Source organism: Rheinheimera pacifica (assembly GCF_900108485.1).
GTDB classification, from domain to species: Bacteria; Pseudomonadota; Gammaproteobacteria; order Enterobacterales; family Alteromonadaceae; genus Alishewanella; species Alishewanella pacifica.
Window position 1 is genome coordinate 23,381 of record NZ_FNXF01000019.1, and the last position, 17,448, is coordinate 40,828.

The 17,448-nt window shown below is 50.6% G+C and carries 15 protein-coding genes; 6 read left to right on the top strand and 9 right to left on the bottom strand.

Going from position 1 to position 17,448, the window contains the following annotated elements:
* Positions 1–11: 11 nt before the first annotated feature.
* The 4 genes from BLW68_RS18180 to nudF are packed head-to-tail and all read right to left on the bottom strand — an operon-like array spanning position 12 to position 2,437.
* On the bottom strand, positions 12–584 hold the full coding sequence (locus tag BLW68_RS18180; RefSeq protein WP_092796362.1) for a YqiA/YcfP family alpha/beta fold hydrolase: 573 nt from the start codon (positions 582–584) through the stop codon (positions 12–14).
* A gap of 2 nt (positions 585–586) precedes the next feature.
* Positions 587–1,360 carry a metallophosphoesterase family protein gene (locus BLW68_RS18185; RefSeq protein ID WP_092796364.1) on the bottom strand — a complete coding sequence of 258 codons (774 nt, stop codon included), beginning with the start codon at positions 1,358–1,360 and terminating at the stop codon, positions 587–589.
* Entirely contained in the window at positions 1,360–1,800 is a 441-nt protein-coding gene (locus BLW68_RS18190) for a DUF1249 domain-containing protein (RefSeq protein ID WP_092796366.1), read from the bottom strand. The genes BLW68_RS18185 and BLW68_RS18190 overlap by 1 nt, the downstream gene beginning before the upstream one ends.
* Before the next feature lies 1 nt (position 1,801).
* Complete coding sequence (gene nudF, locus BLW68_RS18195) at positions 1,802–2,437, bottom strand: ADP-ribose diphosphatase (RefSeq protein ID WP_092796367.1); 636 nt, start codon at positions 2,435–2,437, stop codon at positions 1,802–1,804.
* Between the two features lie 119 nt (positions 2,438–2,556).
* Here nudF and tolC point away from each other — a divergent pair, with 119 nt between their 5' ends.
* From tolC to BLW68_RS18210, 3 genes are all read left to right on the top strand, one after another.
* Positions 2,557–3,915, top strand: coding sequence for an outer membrane channel protein TolC (gene tolC, locus BLW68_RS18200; protein WP_092796369.1), 1,359 nt, complete (start codon positions 2,557–2,559; stop codon positions 3,913–3,915).
* Between the two features lie 107 nt (positions 3,916–4,022).
* On the top strand, positions 4,023–4,955 hold the full coding sequence (gene lpxL / locus BLW68_RS18205) for an LpxL/LpxP family Kdo(2)-lipid IV(A) lauroyl/palmitoleoyl acyltransferase (RefSeq protein WP_092796371.1): 933 nt from the start codon (positions 4,023–4,025) through the stop codon (positions 4,953–4,955).
* Between the two features lie 3 nt (positions 4,956–4,958).
* The gene (locus BLW68_RS18210; RefSeq protein WP_092796373.1) at positions 4,959–5,546 is read left to right on the top strand and encodes a TcpQ domain-containing protein; all 588 of its coding nucleotides are present in this window, start codon (positions 4,959–4,961) and stop codon (positions 5,544–5,546) included.
* On the opposite strand, the gene glnE is transcribed toward BLW68_RS18210, so the two are convergent.
* The gene (gene glnE / locus BLW68_RS18215) at positions 5,533–8,340 is read right to left on the bottom strand and encodes a bifunctional [glutamate--ammonia ligase]-adenylyl-L-tyrosine phosphorylase/[glutamate--ammonia-ligase] adenylyltransferase (protein ID WP_092796374.1); all 2,808 of its coding nucleotides are present in this window, start codon (positions 8,338–8,340) and stop codon (positions 5,533–5,535) included. The genes BLW68_RS18210 and glnE overlap by 14 nt on opposite strands.
* A 12-nt stretch (positions 8,341–8,352) precedes the next feature.
* A complete protein-coding gene (locus BLW68_RS18220) occupies positions 8,353–9,255 on the bottom strand; it encodes a CYTH domain-containing protein (RefSeq protein ID WP_092796376.1) in 903 nt (300 codons plus the stop codon).
* Positions 9,256–9,389: 134 nt separating this feature from the next.
* Between BLW68_RS18220 and BLW68_RS18225 the strand changes: the two genes are divergently transcribed.
* Positions 9,390–9,989, top strand: a complete 600-nt coding sequence (locus tag BLW68_RS18225) for a TIGR04211 family SH3 domain-containing protein (RefSeq protein WP_092796378.1) — start codon at positions 9,390–9,392, stop codon at positions 9,987–9,989.
* A gap of 11 nt (positions 9,990–10,000) precedes the next feature.
* Here BLW68_RS18225 and BLW68_RS18230 read toward each other — a convergent pair whose 3' ends face one another.
* Positions 10,001–10,507 (bottom strand): Lrp/AsnC ligand binding domain-containing protein, encoded by a 507-nt coding sequence (locus BLW68_RS18230; RefSeq protein WP_092796380.1) that lies wholly within the window; start codon positions 10,505–10,507, stop codon positions 10,001–10,003.
* Between the two features lie 132 nt (positions 10,508–10,639).
* On the opposite strand from BLW68_RS18230, the gene putA reads away from it, so the two are divergent.
* Together putA and BLW68_RS18240 are read left to right on the top strand one after the other, a co-directional pair.
* Positions 10,640–14,416 (top strand): bifunctional proline dehydrogenase/L-glutamate gamma-semialdehyde dehydrogenase PutA, encoded by a 3,777-nt coding sequence (gene putA, locus BLW68_RS18235; RefSeq protein ID WP_092796382.1) that lies wholly within the window; start codon positions 10,640–10,642, stop codon positions 14,414–14,416.
* A 170-nt stretch (positions 14,417–14,586) separates the two neighbouring features.
* Positions 14,587–15,714, top strand: a complete 1,128-nt coding sequence (locus BLW68_RS18240; protein WP_092796384.1) for an HD-GYP domain-containing protein — start codon at positions 14,587–14,589, stop codon at positions 15,712–15,714.
* A 1-nt stretch (position 15,715) separates the two neighbouring features.
* Here the strand turns inward: BLW68_RS18240 and BLW68_RS18245 are convergent, their stop codons facing one another.
* Both BLW68_RS18245 and BLW68_RS18250 read right to left on the bottom strand, forming a co-directional pair.
* On the bottom strand, positions 15,716–16,468 hold the full coding sequence (locus BLW68_RS18245) for a general secretion pathway protein GspB (RefSeq protein WP_092796386.1): 753 nt from the start codon (positions 16,466–16,468) through the stop codon (positions 15,716–15,718).
* 18 nt (positions 16,469–16,486) lie between these two features.
* Entirely contained in the window at positions 16,487–17,413 is a 927-nt protein-coding gene (locus BLW68_RS18250; RefSeq protein ID WP_092796388.1) for an ExeA family protein, read from the bottom strand.
* Positions 17,414–17,448 lie beyond the last annotated feature (35 nt).

The window sequence follows — 17,448 nt, forward strand, 5'->3', positions numbered from 1 at the left end:
TTAAGCGCGTTTTACGCGAGTTGGCAAAAATTGGCAATAGTCGCAAGCTGCGCGGCATAGCCGACATAACTGTGATCGCCACCTTCGCTCAGTTTTATTTCAGCGCCCTGATAGTAATCAAGCGCTAAGCGGTAATCTAACACTTCATCACCGCTTTGCAACAGCACCAGGTAATTGTGCGGTTGCTGTAACGTCACCGGCATTAATTGCTCCAGTGCGGCCATATGTGCCGCAGTTACATCGTAATGCTGCTGCAGTACCGGATGATAATAGCGACCCAAATGCTGATTTAATACAGTGTGCGGTGCCACCGCCGGGTTAATCAGGCAGGCGCGGCAACTAATTTGCTCGGCAATGCAGGTAGCCAGAAAGCCCCCCAGCGAACTGCCAATTAACGCTACATCACGCTGCTGACCAATATGTTGCTGAATAAGCGCCAGTGCCGCTGCCGGCTCATAAGGTAAATCCAGTGCGCTAAAATCGGTGTGTGGGTAATGCTGCTGAAAAAATGCTTTTGTCTGTACCGCTTTGTCTGACAAGGAAGAGCTGGCAAAACCATGTAAATACACTACTTTTTTATTCATTTTTACGTCTTCGCGGTTAAATTCAGTTGGCGGAACTGCCAGCGTACATCGCCCGTGGCAGAAAAAAACCAGTCACACCACTGTGGCCCGCCGTTGACAGTTTGCCAGTCGGGCGTTGGCAAAAACTGCACTGAGCTGGCCGGACAGCCGACAATATCAATATCATGCTCACGGCGCTGATAAGCATAGTGTGCATGGCCATGGGCAATGCCTCTGATATGTGGCTGCGCCGCTATAGCCTGCCACAGCCTGGTTTGATCTGACTGGCCATGTTTATCAATAAAACAGTTAAGCGGCCGCGGGTGATGATGGCAAAACAGCCAAACTGCCTGCGCACTACTTTGCTGGCATTGCTCTGCCAGCCAAAGCTGCTGCTCGGGTGGAAAAACACCAGCCGGAGTCGGCCCCTTGGTATTAAGCAGCAGCAATTGCCACTGCGCCAGGAGCAGATTACGTTCAGGCCGAAACGGCGCTTGCTGACATAATACCTCAAGCTGGGCAATATCATCATGATTACCGGGCAAACAAAATACCGGGCAATCAAGCGGCGCCAGCAATCGGGCCAGTAGCTGGTAAGATTCTGTACTGTGATCCTGAGTAACGTCGCCGGTTAGCAATACCGCATCGGGTTGTTCTGCTATCAGCGTATCGACAATAGCTGCCAGATGGGCAGCAGGCTGTATCTGTTGATAGCGATCATCAAAGGCAGCCAGCAAATGGCAATCGCTAAGCTGGGCAAGATGGTATGAAGCTTTCGGGCTAAAGTGGTACTGCATCAGGCGAACGCTAACTCGCGGTTTATATAACCCTGGCCGGCACATAATTTCAGCCAGTCGCGCAGCAGCAGGTTAATCTGACGTTTTTCGTCCGGCAGCAGCATATCCAGATTAGGGTAGTCATAACGGGCTTTAAAGCCACTGATCTGCTGACAGGCCAGCACTTCAGCCACCCGCGCATCATGGTATAGCCGCACCACAAAGCTGGGGCGGAAATAAAGGTCCCGCTCGTCGGTCAGTTCAATTTGTAATGTGGTAGTAAAACGCGCCACATCAGTAACGCTAATACGATAGCAATGCAGATCCGAGACCTGAATGACCGTAGCCTGGCCTGTTTTTGTATCCTCAGCCAGATAGCGGTTCAACTGAGCATAGTTACGTTCGCACAGTGCCAGAAAATCCGGTAATTTTGGTACATATTTCTGGCGTTTAAACCACACCCTAGCCTCCCCAGGCTTGTTTTACTTTGTTCAGATTAAGTGCCAGCCATTGCAGAGCAATGACACTGGCAGCGTTATCAATTTTTTGCTCAGCCAATAGCTGCATAGCGGCCGTGCGCGGTACCAGATGCACTTTAATATCTTCGTGCTCTTCTGCCAGGCCGAATACACCGGTTTGCACCGGTTGCGTTATCCGGCCTAAAAACAGCTGAATACGTTCGGTGGTGCCACCCGGGCTGGATAAGTAGCTAAGCATAGGCCAAAGTTCTTCGATTGTTAACCCTGCTTCTTCCTGGGCTTCACGTTTTGCTACCTGCTCCGCACTCTCGCCGGGTTCAATCATACCGGCAACCGCCTCCAGCAGCCAGGGGCTGTGGCTGGTAGCTGCAGCACCGGCACGAATTTGTTCAATCAATACCAGCTCATCTGTTTGGGCATTGTAAGGCAACACCACCACAGCATGACCACGCTCAAAAATTTCGCGTTGAATCGGCCCGCTCCAGCTACCGTTAAACAACCTGTGGCGTAAGGTATAACGCTCTAAGCGGAAGAAACCCTGAAAAACCGTGGTTTTGTCGAGAATCTCCAGATCCTGATGGCCAAATGATGGATACTCGCCAAAGTTGAATTTAGACATAACGGCACTCACATTCTGTTACACTCTTGCGTGTAACTTTACGGTTTAATGATTACTTAGTTTACAGTAACAGAGTATTATTCGTGCAGTTTCCTTTTAGTTGGCCAGGATTGGTAAAAATGAAAAAAACCTTAATAAGCACCTTGTTAGCCTCCACTTTCGGTTTGCTAAGCCTGCAAGCCACTGCAGCAGATCTGCAGGAAATTTATCAGCTGGCAACTCAGAAAGATCCGCAATTGCTCAAAGCTGTTGCTACCCGTGATGCAGCCAAACATAGTATTGACGTGTCAAAAGCAAGATTGTTACCGCAGGTAAATCTAACCGCAGGCTACTCCAAGTCGATGGCAGAAAGTGCGCAGTTTATCGATGGAACTCTGACACCTATCGACAGGGACAATAAAGGCTGGAGCGCTGAAGTTGGGTTATCACAATCAATTTTTGATTGGACCAACTGGAAAAATCTGAATACTGCAGAGAAATTAGCCATGCAAAGCCAGACTAATCTGGATGCTACAGTGCAGGCGTTAATTGTACGGGTATCACAAAGCTATTTCGACGTACTTAAAGCTGTGGATGATTTAGGCTTTGCCGAAGCTGAAAAAAGATCTATTGAGCGTCAGTTAGAACAAACCAAGCAGCGCTTCGCCGTCGGCTTAACGGCGATTACTGACGTACATGAAGCCCAGGCTCAATATGACAGTGCAGTAGCGCGCGAAATCACTGCTCAAAATACTTTAGAAACAGCTCGTGAGGCTCTGCGTGAAATCACCGGACAGTATCACGCAGAATTGGCTACACTTGACACCGACAAATTTTCTACTCAGTCCCCTTCACCAGCAACTGCCGACGAATGGGTTAAACTGGCTGAAGATATGAACCTGAGTTTGAAAGCCAATAAGTTGGCGCTCGAGATAGCAAGTAACGATATTGATAATGCTAAAGCAGGTCACTATCCAACATTAAGTTTAGATGCATCTTATGGCACCTCAGATTCGACCTCAGACACGACAATAGGTGGTGTAACAGAAACCAGTAACTTACCACGCTTTGATAGTAAGCAAATTGGCTTGAATTTGCGTGTACCGCTATATAGCGGTGGTGGCACTACGGCACAAACTGCTGTAGCACGCGCTAACTATGTGGCTGTCAGCCAGGATCTGGAACAAAGCTACCGTACTGCTGTTCGTCAGGTGCGTAGCTCATTTAACGATATTAATGCCAATATCGCTACTATCCGTGCTCTGGAACAAGCTGTTATTTCAGCAGAAAGCGCATTAAATGCTACTGAAGCCGGTTTTGAAGTAGGTACCCGTACCATAGTAGACGTGCTGCTAAGTACTCGTAACCTGTTTGAAGCCCGTCGTAACCTGTCAGGTGCGCGCTACAATTATGTACTTGCTATCCTTACACTGAAACAAGCCGCTGGTAACCTGTCAGAACAAGATCTGCAAGGTATTAATCAGGCTCTGACTAACTGATCTGACTCAGGTTCACCGCGCCCGCGGTGAACCTCTTACCAGTTTTCACTATTCCCGCCGTCAATTTTCGTTACAATAGCGCATTATTTTTTTGTTGAGGATATGGCGTGGTTCAGGCTCCGCGATTCAACTGGCGTTTTTTATTACCGCAATACTGGCTAATTTGGTTCGGTGCTGCTTTGTTATGGCTGCTTAGCTGGTTACCTTACCGGGTGTTAATGATATTAGGTTCAGGCTTGGGCAGCTTGTTGTATAAAGTACTGAAATCACGCCGTAAGGTGGCATTACGTAATATCGAATTGTGCTTTCCTCAGATGCCGGCAGATGAGCAAGTGGCGCTGGTAAAACGAAATTTTGCCGAAACCGGCAGAGCACTGTTTGATACCGTGATTGGCTGGTGGTGGCCGCAATGGCGGATACGCCGCATTGCCCTGTTTAAAGGGTATGAACATATCGCTGCCGCGCGGGCTGAGGGTAAAGGTGTGCTATTACTTGCCCCCCATGTCCTGCACCTGGAAGGCGTGTGCCGGGCTTTTGGCCTGACGCATCCCAGTATTGGTTTTTACCGGCCTCACAATAACCCCTTGCTGGATTACCTGACCTACCATGGCCGCAGCAAAAGCAATAAATACATGATAGGCAAGCGCGATGTAAAAGGCCTGATCCGGGCGCTGAATCAGGGCGAAGTGTGTTTTTATCTGCCGGATCAGGATTATGGCCGCACCAAAGCTGAATTTGTGCCGTTTTTTGCTGTTAAGGATACCGCGTCAACCACCGGTACTTTGCTATTTGCCAATGTTGCCAATTGTGCTGTAATACCGGTCATTACCCGCCGTCTGCCAGGCAGCCAGGGCTATGAAATAGAAGTACAACCTGCGCTGGAACCGTTTCCTACCGGCGATGATAAAGCTGATGTTACCCGGGTAAATCAGTGGGTAGAGCAGGTGGTACTGCGCGCGCCTGAGCAGTATATGTGGTTACACCGGCGTTTTAAAACCCGACCGGATCCTGATGCACCGTCATTGTATAAAGGAAGCTGAATTATGTGGTTTTGGTTTCGTAGCATAGTGTTGCTGCTGGTGTTGGGTGGTATAGGCTATTTGTTAATGACCAAGCCAGATTTTTTGATCCGTAAAGACTCTGTCAATCAGGCCGCTGACGGCTTCAGCCAGTTTTATAGTAAAATCCGAGGCTCTATCGCAGATGGCGCCAGAGAATTATCTAAATTCAAGTTAGACCTGCCCGACACCAGCGATAAGCTGACACTGCAGTTACAACAACGGGCTAAAGTGGTGGTGCCGGGCGCCCCAAACTGGCGCGGCCAGGTAATTGACCGCCGGTTTCGTGAAGGTGACACCGTTAAAACCAAACTAAGCGAGTATGCCAGAGCTGAAAACATAGAGCTGTTCTGGACCTTGCCACGCGATTATGTGGTAAAGCAGTATTTTCAGGTCGATAGCAGCCTTATTGACACCGTGTATCAGGTAGCGCAGGCAATAGCGCCGGATTTTCAATCACCGGTAATCAGCTTTTACTGCCCACGCGAACGGGCCGCTGTTATCACAGACAAAGCCAATGAGCACCTGAGCGAACATTGTATCCCGGCCAATACTAAGCCTAAGGCTGATTAAACAGCTGCCGCCAGCATTGTTCTACCGTCTGCTTTGCCTGCGCCAGGCTGTCTTGTTCTGGCAACGTTGCCGGAGCCAACGTCTGGCGATGGCCCGCACCACGTAATAACTGATAAGCCTGTTGCAACTGCTGCACTTGTTGTGGTGGTAATAAACCACATTCTGCTGCGGCATCCAGAATACGGATATTGTCGCTGTAGCGGTATAGTTGCGCGTGCTTCGCGGCATAGCCCAGCACCAGATACTGGCTGATAAACTCCAGATCAACGATCCCACCTGTGCTGTGTTTAGGATCTGCCGATGCTACGCCATGATGCTGGCGCAACTTTTCGCGCATTTGCAGTACTTCTTCACGCAATTTAGCCAGATCACGTGGTTGGCTTACTATCTGCTGGCGGATATGTTCAAACTTCTGCCGTATGGCAGTGCTGCCATAAATAGCCCGCGCTCGCACCAGCGCCTGATGCTCCCAGGTCCAGGCTTCCTGGCGCATATACTCGGCATAGGTTTGAATATGGATCGCCAGTAACCCCGAGTTCCCGGATGGCCGCAACCGGGTATCTATGTCATACAACACACCGCTGTTGGTGCGGGTGGTACACAGGTGCAGCACCCGTTGTACCAGCTTTAAATAAAACTGGCGCGAGTCAATGGCCCGCTCGCCCGACGTGGCTTGCTGCGTATCGCACTGATGCACAAAAACTAAATCCAGATCCGAGCCATAACCCAGCTCCAGCCCGCCCAGTTTGCCATAAGCAATGACGGCAAAACCTTTGTCGCCGTCGGTTAGGCCGGCAGGCACACCATAGCGTTCTGTCATCTGCTGCCAGGCCAGCTCTACCACCTGCGCCAGCAATACTTCTGCCAGCCAGGTCAGATGATCGCTGACTTTCATCAGCGGCAGCACACCGCTGATATCAGCCGCAGCAATGCGTAATTGCTGTGCTTGCTTATATTGACGCAAGGTTTCCATTAACAGTTCCAGATCATCAGACGACACCCGCAGCATGTGCTGGCGCAGCCGGTCCTGGTAATCGGCCTGAGTAGCAACCTGATACAACTGCGCCGGGTCGATCAGTTCGTCCAGCAGCATAGGATAACGCGACAATTGCTCTGCCAGCCAACCGCTTTGGGTACATAACAGTACCAATTGCTGCAGGGCAGCCGGGTTTTCAAACAGTAGTTCAAGGTAGGCGGTACGGGTAACAATCTGACGGAATACCCCTAATACCCGGCTTAGCACCGTTGGCGACGAGCGCTGCTGTTGCAGCATATGCAACAACAATGGGATAAGCTTGGCCAGAAAATCACGGCCACGCGGGCCAACACTACGTTTTTGGCAATCCAGCTTAAATTGCTGCAACAAATTAATCAGTTCAATAGCGTCCGGTGCAGTTAGCCATTCCAGTTGAGTTGCCAGTTCTTCTGCCGGTTGTTCGCTGTCCCAGATCAACCGGCCCAGGGTAATTTCCTGCTGCTCCAGCTCTTCACCGTTATCAATAACCAGTTTAAATTGCCGGTGCACTCTGGCCATAGCGCTGTCGATCTGTTGTTGCAACTGCTCCCAGTTATCCAGCCCTAAAGACACCAGCAACTGGGCCTGCGTCAGCCCGTCTTGCGGTAAAGTTTGGGTTTGCTGATCATCAATACCCTGCAAAGCTTGCTCTACAGTACGCAGCAACAAATAATCGTCCTGCAGTTCGGTAACCTGTTGCCAGGTTAATACCTCTTCATCTGCCAGCACCGGCAGCGCCTTTAATAAGGCCGGCTGTTGCATCGCTGGGATCCGGCCACCGCGGATTAACTGCAGGGTTTGTACAATAAACTCAACTTCGCGAATGCCTCCCACACCCAGTTTAATATTGTTGCGCCGGTTCAGCCGGCGGTTTTCCTGCTCAATTTGCTGTTTCATCCGCCGCAGCGATTCAATGGCAGAAAAATCAATATAACGCCGGTAAATAAAAGGCTTAAGCAACTGCTGCAACTCGGTACTGTAGTAACCGTCGGGGTTAAGAATACGGGCTTTTAACATGGCGTAGCGTTCCCACTCGCGCCCTTGCTCCTGATAATAATCTTCCATGGCGGCAAAGCTCAGCGCAAGCGGGCCACTGTCACCAAAAGGCCGCAGCCGCATATCTACCCGATAAACAAAGCCATCGGCCGTCACCTGATGCAAAGCAGCGATCAATTTTTGCCCCAGCCGGGTAAAAAATTGCTGGTTTTCACAACTGCGCCGCCCACCCGACGTTTCACCATTGGCCGGATAAGTAAAAATAAGATCAATATCAGACGAAAAGTTCAGCTCAGCACCACCCAGCTTACCCATGCCCAATACCAGTAAAGGCATAGCATTGCCGTGTTCATCCTTTGGTGTACCCCACTGCGAACTCAACTGCTGGTACGCCCAATGGTAAGCGGCATTAATTAAGGTATCTGCCAGTTGTGATACCAACTGCAGGCTGCGGCTAACGGTTTGCAATTTAAGCATATCAGCGGCAAGAATGCGGCATAGCTGCGCATTACGGCAACGGCGCAGTGCGGCAAAAGCAGCGGCATCATCCAATATCTGCTCTTGTGGCAGTGCTACCACCGGCTGCTGTAATTGTTGCAACAGTATAGTGCTGTCGGTCAGCTCGGCCAGCAATACAGGTTGTTGTTGCAAGGTTCGGCCAATAAAACTGCTGCCACTTAACAACCTGCGCAACACTGTCTGTGCATCTGCATTAAGGCCGTCAAGTTCAAACCGGCTTAACATCTGGTTTAGATAACTTTGCAACACCGTTTCAGCCGCCATATGCTCCCCGCTTTACACGCTTTGATACAGATATTCAGACACAGCCAGCAGTAACTCATTGTAACGGCGCCAGCCAAACACTTCTGCATTTTGCAGCACGGCGTCAGCCAAAGCAGCGGCTTCCCCGGCTAAGTGCGGTATTTGTGCTTGCTGGACCAAAGACAATGACAACGCAGTTAAAGCCTGGCTGGCTATATTAAGTGCTGCCGCCTGCTGTGTTTGCCCGTAGCTTGCCTCAGCTTGCTGCAACGCACGGATTTGCGCCAGTAAAGTAGTACCCGCATGCTGTGGTAATGCCAGTGGTTGCTGCGTACGCAGGCTGTATCCCCGCGCAGCTTTACTCTGCCAGCCGGTGCGCAGTGGCAATTGTTGTAGTAAGATTTTGGCCAGTGCAAATAACTGCAGGGCGTTACCGCTAATCAGCTCCAGTTCCAGCTCGGCAATAGGCTGGCTGTGGCTGCCGGCGCGAATTTCGCCCTGATCATACGCCAGTTCAACTTCGCTGCCATCGGCACAGCGCAGCAACCAGCTCTGCCGGTTAAAATCGGTACAGAACAGTTCGATCAATTGCTGCTGTAACTGTGGTACATCGGTCTGCTCTGGCCAGATTTCTGCAGGAAAAGCATCCAGCTTTGGCACAACGCCGTCGCAGGGAACATTATATTCCGGCCGCATTTGCATAGCGCCGTGCTGACTACCTGCTAACTTAATAGTTTGTTCATAACGTCCCTGCTTTAACCGGCTACGCAGCCCCATATCATGGCGGCGGAACCAGTTGTCGGCAGTATCAAAATAGGCATTTAATAAGCTGTTATGCCCGGCATGCTGCAGCTCTCCCAGTTGCGGAATCAACTGCACTAAACTGCCGAGCCCGGCGGGCGGCAGCAGATACTTCAGCTCAAGTTCAGTACTCATTGGTTACTCTGTGCGTCGCACTGACGGCCAGAGGCCGCGCAGCTGCTTTTAACCCTTGTCAATTGCAGCACAACTCCCTATCATCCAAGATATTGGCTGCAAAGCGGTTTCATTTAAATAAGCTCAGGATACCTATGTTCAGATTAATTAAAAGCACCCTGCTGGTATTATTTTCAGCCTGGTTGGTGGCGCTTTCCGTTCAGGCCAGTGCGCAAGAAGGCTCTAAGCCTGCATTTATCAGTGATGCCTTATTTGTCTTTTTGCATTCTGGCCCTAACAACCAGTACCGTATCATAGGCACCGTTAACGCTGGCCAGAGTGTTACTTTTCTGCGGGAAGACAGCGCCACCGGCTATGCCGAAATTCAGGTTGACGGTAAAACCGGCTGGCTACCAAAAGAACATGTTACCTACACGCCAGGATTGGTTACCCAGTTAGAAAAGCTTAAAGCTGAATATGCCCAATATAACGAAACAGTGAATGCACTGGAGCAACAACGGGATCAGTTAAACAGCCAGCTCAATGAAGCCGTATCGGAGCGGCAAAAAGCCGTCGAGCAACTGGAGCAGGCCAACCGCGCCTACGAGCAACTAAAAGTGCAACTGGAAAATACCCAAAGCTCGATCTGGGAAAAACCGATGGTGCTGGGTTCATTAATCCTGCTGGCAGGGTTAATTTTTGGCTTACTGTTGCCACTGTTAATGCCCAAGCGCCGCAACAGCGAGCGCTGGTAACTATTATTAGTTTAGCCCGCTAACGGCGGGCTATCTGTTGCTTTAAGCGGTAAACCTGTGTCGCTCTTAACCTGCTCTATCACCACGTAGGTATGCGTTTGCGCCACGCCGGGTAAATCGACAATTAATGATAGTATGCTGCGATAGGCGTCCATATTAGGCAGGCGCAGTTTCAACAAATAGTCAAAACCACCCGCCACCATATGACACTCGGCCACCTGCGGAATTTGTACTACCGCATCACGGAATTTATCAAACACCTCGCTGGTGGTCCTGTCCAGCGTGACCTGAATAAAAGCCGCCGTACCAAAACCCAGCTTGGCAGCATTTAACCGCGCGCCAAAGCCGTCGATATAGCCTTCTTTTTCCAGCCGTTTTACCCGTTCAATGCAAGGGCTGGCACTTAAATTCACTTTTTTTGCCAAATCAACATTGGCTATACGGCCGTCGCGCTGCAGTGTATCCAGAATACTGATATCAATCCGGTCCAGCCCTTTTGTCTTCACAGGTGTATTCATAGCAGTAAGTTTTCTGGTTTTAGTTAAAGTTTACAGAATTATATAGGGTTAAACCGCAAAAATAACCACCCTATGCGGCAGACTTTTCACTAAAATGCCGCATTCTCTGTTCTTGTCAGGAAGCTAACTGCCATGTTGTATAACGGTTCCCTGGTTGCCAACCAACCGCTGCGTCAAACTATTCGTGACTTCTATCGTGCTGATGAAGATAAGGTACTCGATTACCTGCTACCACTGGCCGACATTGGTGTTAATGCCCGCAGCCGGGCTTGGGAACGGGCACGCCAGTTAGTGCTGACTATCCGCCAGGCTCAGGTAGGTAAAGGTGGTGTGGATGCGCTGCTAAATGAGTTTTCGTTGTCGACCGAAGAAGGCCTGGTGCTGATGTGTCTGGCCGAAGCGCTGCTGCGTGTACCGGATAAAACCACCGCCGACCGCCTTATCCGCGACAAATTATCACAAGGTGACTGGAGCTCGCATCTGGGTAACAGCAGCTCATTGTTTGTTAACGCCTCGGCCTGGGGCTTGCTGTTAACCGGCAAGCTGGTGAACTACTCTGACGAGCAGAAAAAACAACAATTTGGCTTATTAAAGCGTACCTGCGGCCGCCTGGGCGAACCGGTGATCCGCCAGGCAGTGCGTTATGCCATGCAGATAATGGGCGCGCAGTTTGTTATGGGCACCACTATAGGCGCCGCGCTGGAACGCGCGTCTGAGATGGAAGCAAAAGGTTTTCGTTATTCTTACGATATGCTGGGCGAAGGCGCCCGCACTATGGACGATGCTAACCGCTATTTTGACAGTTATATGCGGGCTATTGATACCATAGGCAAAGCAGCAAAAGGCCGCGGCCCGTTTAACAGCCCCGGTATTTCGGTAAAGCTGTCGGCTATTCATCCGCGTTATGAATTCAGCCACCGTGACCGGGTTATCGAAGAGTTAGTGCCACGGGTAAAACAGCTGGCACTGGCAGCTAAAGCCTATGATATTGGCTTTACCATTGATGCCGAAGAAGCTGACCGGCTGGATATTTCACTGGATATTATTGCTGCAGTATTCAGCGATCCGGCCTTGGGTAACTGGGAAGGTTTCGGCCTGGCAGTACAGGCCTACCAGAAGCGCGGTATTCATGTTATTGAATGGCTGCGCGATTTAACCTTAAAAGTTGGCCGTAAAATGATGGTGCGGCTGGTTAAAGGTGCCTACTGGGATACCGAAATCAAGCTCAGCCAGCTTGAAGGCTTTAGTGACTTCCCGGTATTTAGCCGTAAACCGTCTACTGATGTGTCTTATCAGGCTTGTGCGAAAAAAATGCTTAGCTACCGCGACAGCATTTACCCGCAATTTGCCACCCATAATGCCTACACTGTGGCCACTATTATGGAGATGACCAAAGATTACAGCGGTTTTGAATTCCAGCGCCTGCACGGTATGGGTGATGCGCTGTACGACGAAATAGTGATCAAAGATAAGATCCCGTGCCGCATTTATGCCCCGGTGGGCGAGCACTCCGATTTGCTGGCTTACTTAGTACGCCGTTTGCTGGAAAATGGCGCTAACAGCTCCTTTGTTAACAACATTATTGATGAAACTATTCCGGTAGAATCACTGCTAACTGACGCGGTAGAAACCGTGCGCGGCTGGAAGCAAAAACGTAACCAGCAAATTCCGCTGCCTGCAGATTTATATGGCACAGAGCGCAAAAACTCCAATGGTTTGGATCTCACCGACATTGATCAATTGGAAGCGGTAAAAGCGGCCATGACCCAATGGTTTGAAACGGTTAAGCAGATCCCGGTGCAGCCTGACGCCGTGCCGGTAACTAACCCGGCCCAGCTTGATGAAACTATCGGCTACCTGCAATATGCCGATAAAGACAAGATGCAGCAAATTCTGGCCAATGCTGAAACGGCCTTTCATAGCTGGTCAGCAACAGATATTACTGAACGCGCTGCACTGTTACGCCGCATTGCTGACGCATTGGAAACACACCGCAACGAACTACTGGCCCTTTGTGTAAAAGAAGCCGGTAAAACGCTGGGCGACAGTGTGGCGGAAGTGCGCGAAGCTATCGACTTCTGCCGTTATTACGCTGTCCGAGCTGAAGAGCTGTTTGCCCAGCCCGAGCAAGCCCGTGGCGTATTTCTGTGTATCAGCCCGTGGAATTTCCCGCTGGCGATTTTCTTAGGCCAGGTTGCAGCCGCTATAGTGGTAGGAAATACCGTAGTAGCTAAACCTGCCGAACAAACCAGTTTAATTGCAGTACGTACTGTAGACATTATGCGCCAGTGCGGCATGCCAGAGCATGTAGTACAACTGGTTATCGCGCCGGGTAGCCAGGTTGGCCAGCACATAGTGCCAGACAGCCGCATTCAGGGTGTGATGTTTACCGGTTCTACTGAAACCGGTTGCTGGATAGCACGTAAACTGGCTGAGCGTGGTGGCGAACCGGTGCCGCTGATTGCCGAAACCGGCGGCCAGAACTGTATGATAGTCGACTCAACTGCCCTGCCAGAGCAGGTAGTAGACGATGTGATTTCTTCCGGCTTCCAAAGTGCCGGCCAGCGCTGTTCGGCGCTGCGGGTACTGTTTTTGCAGGAAGACGTGGCCGATAAAATTATCACCATGCTAAAAGGCGCGATGGCAGAGCTGCATGTGGGCGACCCGCAGTGGCTTAGTACTGATCTGGGCCCGGTCATTGATGCTAAAGCGCATGAACGGTTAAACAGCCATGTGCAGTACTTAGCCGACAAAGCCACTTTACATTACGAGTGTGCTATTCCCGCAGGCGATCGTCATTACTTCTTTGCACCGCGTTTATATGAAATCAGTGACCTGACCGTGTTAGAGCGTGAAGTGTTCGGCCCGGTAGTACACATTATCCGCTTTAAAGCTGACGAGGTTGATAATATTATTAACCAGATCAATGCTACCGGCTATGGCCTGACAATGGGCGTACACAGCCGTATTGAGCAATTTACTAACCGGGTAGCCCGCGATATTAAAGCCGGCAATATTTATGTAAACCGCAATATGATCGGTGCTGTCGTTGGCGTGCAACCTTTTGGCGGCCGTGGTTTATCCGGTACCGGCCCTAAAGCGGGTGGCCCTTTGTATTTAACCCGGCTGGTAAAGGACAACACTGATGTCAGCTGTGCTGAGCTAAGCGAGCAAAAACAACACCGCCTGCTAAGTGAAACCACCAGCAGTGCTGTAGCTTACGCTATGCCATCAGCAGCAGCGGCTCAACAGCAATGGGCATTGCTGAACATTAACCAGCGTACCTCAGTACTACGCCAGTTTTTGGCATCACTGGCATCTAATGCCGTGGTAAATAAGCTGGAACCCGATTTAGAGCAAGTACTGACACTGGCCCAGCAAAAACTAAAACGGGTTGAGCGTGATCTGCAAAAGCCTATTGCTCTGCCCGGCCCAACCGGCGAAAGCAATACCCTGGTACTGGACCCGCGCGGCATTCTGGCGCTGGTGCGTGATGAAACCAGTTCGTTCAGCCACTGGCTACTGGCTATTATTACTGCACTGGCATCAGGTAATGCTGTGGTTACCGCAGTGGAAGAAGCCGATCTGGCCGAAGCTGAAGCCTGCATTAAAGCACTGCTGCAGGCCGGTTTACCACAGCATCTGCTGGCAGTGGTGCGGTTAGATTGCCTGACTACGTTACTGGCGCATCCGGATCTGGCGGGCGCTATGGTAGAAGTCAGCAGTGCAGTAAAACCGCTCTGTGCTGCGCTGTTGGCCAGCCGTGCCGGCGCTATACTGCCGCTGATTACAGCTCCTGCCGGACCACGTTTACTGCAGCGGTTGGTTACGGAAAAAACCATTACCATTAACACTACAGCGGCAGGTGGTAATGCGTCTCTGATGACAATGGCAGACAACATCGGCTAACTGTTACAGTTTGTCACAACGATAAAGCCCGCATTTGCGGGCTTTATGCTATGGTATACCTTGTGCTATCGCGATATTATGACAAATCATCTCGTTGTTAATTTATAGTTAAGGTTACTTAAGGTAAAATGGCGGGCTGGGCTCAAGGGCGGTTTTGGACTACAAAATAGATGGCATATCAGGAAGTTAATATATCTGATTTACAACCGGGCAGTTATGTTGTGCAGGTATTACAACAGTCAGGTGATATTGTCGTCAAACATGCAGGCTGGGTTCGCACCAGACAAGCGATAGAAATACTGCGGAAAAAAGGCGTTAAAGTAGTACTGATCGACCCGGAAAAAGCGATAACCACTGCCCCCGCTACACCACCTGCCGAGCCAATTGCCCCAGCAGAAGACTTCGCCCCCCGGGTACTATTTGCCGATGAATGGCCTAGAGCAGAAAAAACCCTGCTGCAAACCCAGCGCGTACAACGTCAAATGCTGGACGCTGTGCGTAGCGACAACCACATTGATCTGACACTGGTACATGAAGTCAGTGCCGGGCTGGCAGAATCTATCAGCCGTAATCAGGATGTATTGCTGTGCCTTAACCGCATAGCAGAGCAAAGCGACAGCTTACTGCAACACAGTATCAGCTGTGCTGTGTATATGGCGGCTTTTGCGCGCTACCTGAACTTACCGTCACATAAAGTGCAGTCACTGATAACAGCGGCCTTATTACATGATATAGGTAAAGCCATCAGCCCGGATTATCTGCAAATGGCAGATCATCTGGCAATTCCGGCCAGTTTAAATGCCCTGCAGAAAACGGCGAAACTGGCTGGCGAAGTGTCGTTATGGATCAGCCAGCATTGTGCCCATCTGGATGGCAGCGGCGTGCCAAAAATTGCCGCACGGCAAATAGAAAAAGGCAGCCGGATGCTGGCAATAGTTAACGCTTACGAGAAACTGACCGCATCACTGGCACCTAAACTTGGCCCGCTGGCAGCATCCCGGCAGTTATTGGAACGCACACCCCATCAGCTGGATGCCGAACTGTTGCAACTGTTTATTAAATGTATTGGTATTTATCCACCGGGATCAGTAGTTAAACTGAGCAGCGGCAAGCTGGCGCTGGTACTGGAAAATAACGCCAAAAAACCGTTATTACCCAAGGTCAAAGTGTTTTATCACAGTGTGCACCAACACCATATTCCGCCTAAAATCCTCGACTTGTCACGCCAGCAGGAAGAGCAGATAGACAGCTGCGTTGATCTGAAGAAATTCGGCCTGGATGTAAAAAACTATATCTGAATCAGCCCGCAGGCCATTCAGTTAACGCTGCCACACTAAATAACTGCGTACCCAGCTCTAACAGTACATACTGTGGGGTAATTTCTTTAATCCGGATATCCGCAGTAACCCACTGCCCTTCCTGCAAGGTTTTACCATTTACCTTAACCCAGCGCTGGCTGACGCTGGTGGCATAAACGTGGGCATCAAACCGCAGCGGGGGAATTTGTTGCTGCAACTGTGCATCCAGGCTGTGAATATCGGTAGCCGGGGCATTGTGGCTGCGCAGTGTAGTGTTGTTGGCGCGGGTGTTTTCAGTTGCTTTTAATGCAGAAGCAAACTTGTCGCGCAGTTCACCGGATATTTCCGGCTCAGGCAAAGCTAAGGGTTGTGGCTCTGCTGCTGCGGTACCTGCCGTCACGGTTGTCACTGACGGCAATGAAGTAAATTCTTCCTTTACCGGCTCTGGCAGCGGTTTTATCGCCAGGGTAATTTTGCTATCAATAGCCGTTGCAGCTGCACTGGCAGCAGCTTTACTGTCTGCCTCGCTCAGTGCTGCAAAAATATTCACTGGCTGTGCCGGGCTAACAGCGTCTGCCGCCGGGACAGGTTCTGGCCGGGCCGGTGGCATAAGCCAATAAGCGGCCGCAGCGCCCACGCAACCGGCCAGTAGCAGCGCCAATATTAGGGCCAGCTTACGCCAAAAAGCACCGCTATCAGCAGCAACGGGCGTGTGCTGATTCTGCTGTTTCAGTGCTTCCATTAAAATCGACATAAGCTTCTCTACTTCACTTTATTGGCTTTGCAGCAACGGCATAATAATCAGTGCCAGGCTAAAGCCCAGCACTATAGCGCAAACGCCCAATACAGGCCAGAACCAGCGCGGTAATGCCGCTTTGGCTACCTGATCTGACAGCGGCAAAATTTCACCGGCAGCACGGCTTACCAGCTTATCACTAACGATAGCTTGTTGCTGGCTGTAGGCGCCAAGCAGTGCCCTGTCTGCCATCAGGTTAACTAACCGCGGTATACCCCCGCTTAGCTGATACAAACGCTTTACTGCACCATCGCTGAATACCGGTCTGCTGCACCCGGCAACCTGCAGGCGGAATTTCAGATAATGTCTTACCTCATCCAGGTTCAGCGGTAACAAGTGATAGCGCGCGGTAATGCGCTGGGCTAACTGACGCAAATCGTTGCGTTTTAACAGTAGCTGCAACTCTGGCTGGCCAATTAAAATTACCTGCAGCAACTTGCGGGTATTGGTTTCGAGATTGGTGAGCAAACGTAATTGCTCCAGCACCGCCGGTTGCAGATGCTGGGCCTCGTCGATAATCAGCAACGTATGTTTGCCGGCCTCATGGTTTTTCAGTAAGCGGGCTTTTATTTTATCGCCCAACAGTTTTAAACTGGCATCGGTTTTTTTATAGCGGATTTTCAGCTCATCACAAATCGCTGCCAATAACTCCAGCTCCGATAAGGTCGGGTTTAAAATAAAGGCCACTTCGGCACGCTCGTCCAGTTCCTGTAATAAGCAGCGCGATACCGTGGTTTTACCGGTACCCACTTCACCGGTAAGCAGCACAAACCCCCCGGCCTCGCCCAAACCAAAACGTAGATGCGCCAGCGCTTCGGCATGGCGGGGGCTTAAATACATAAACTCCGGGTTAGGCGCGATGGAAAACGGGGCACTGGTTAAGCCGAAAAATCCGGTATACATACTGCTTCCTGCTGGTTAGGGCGCCGCCATTTGTT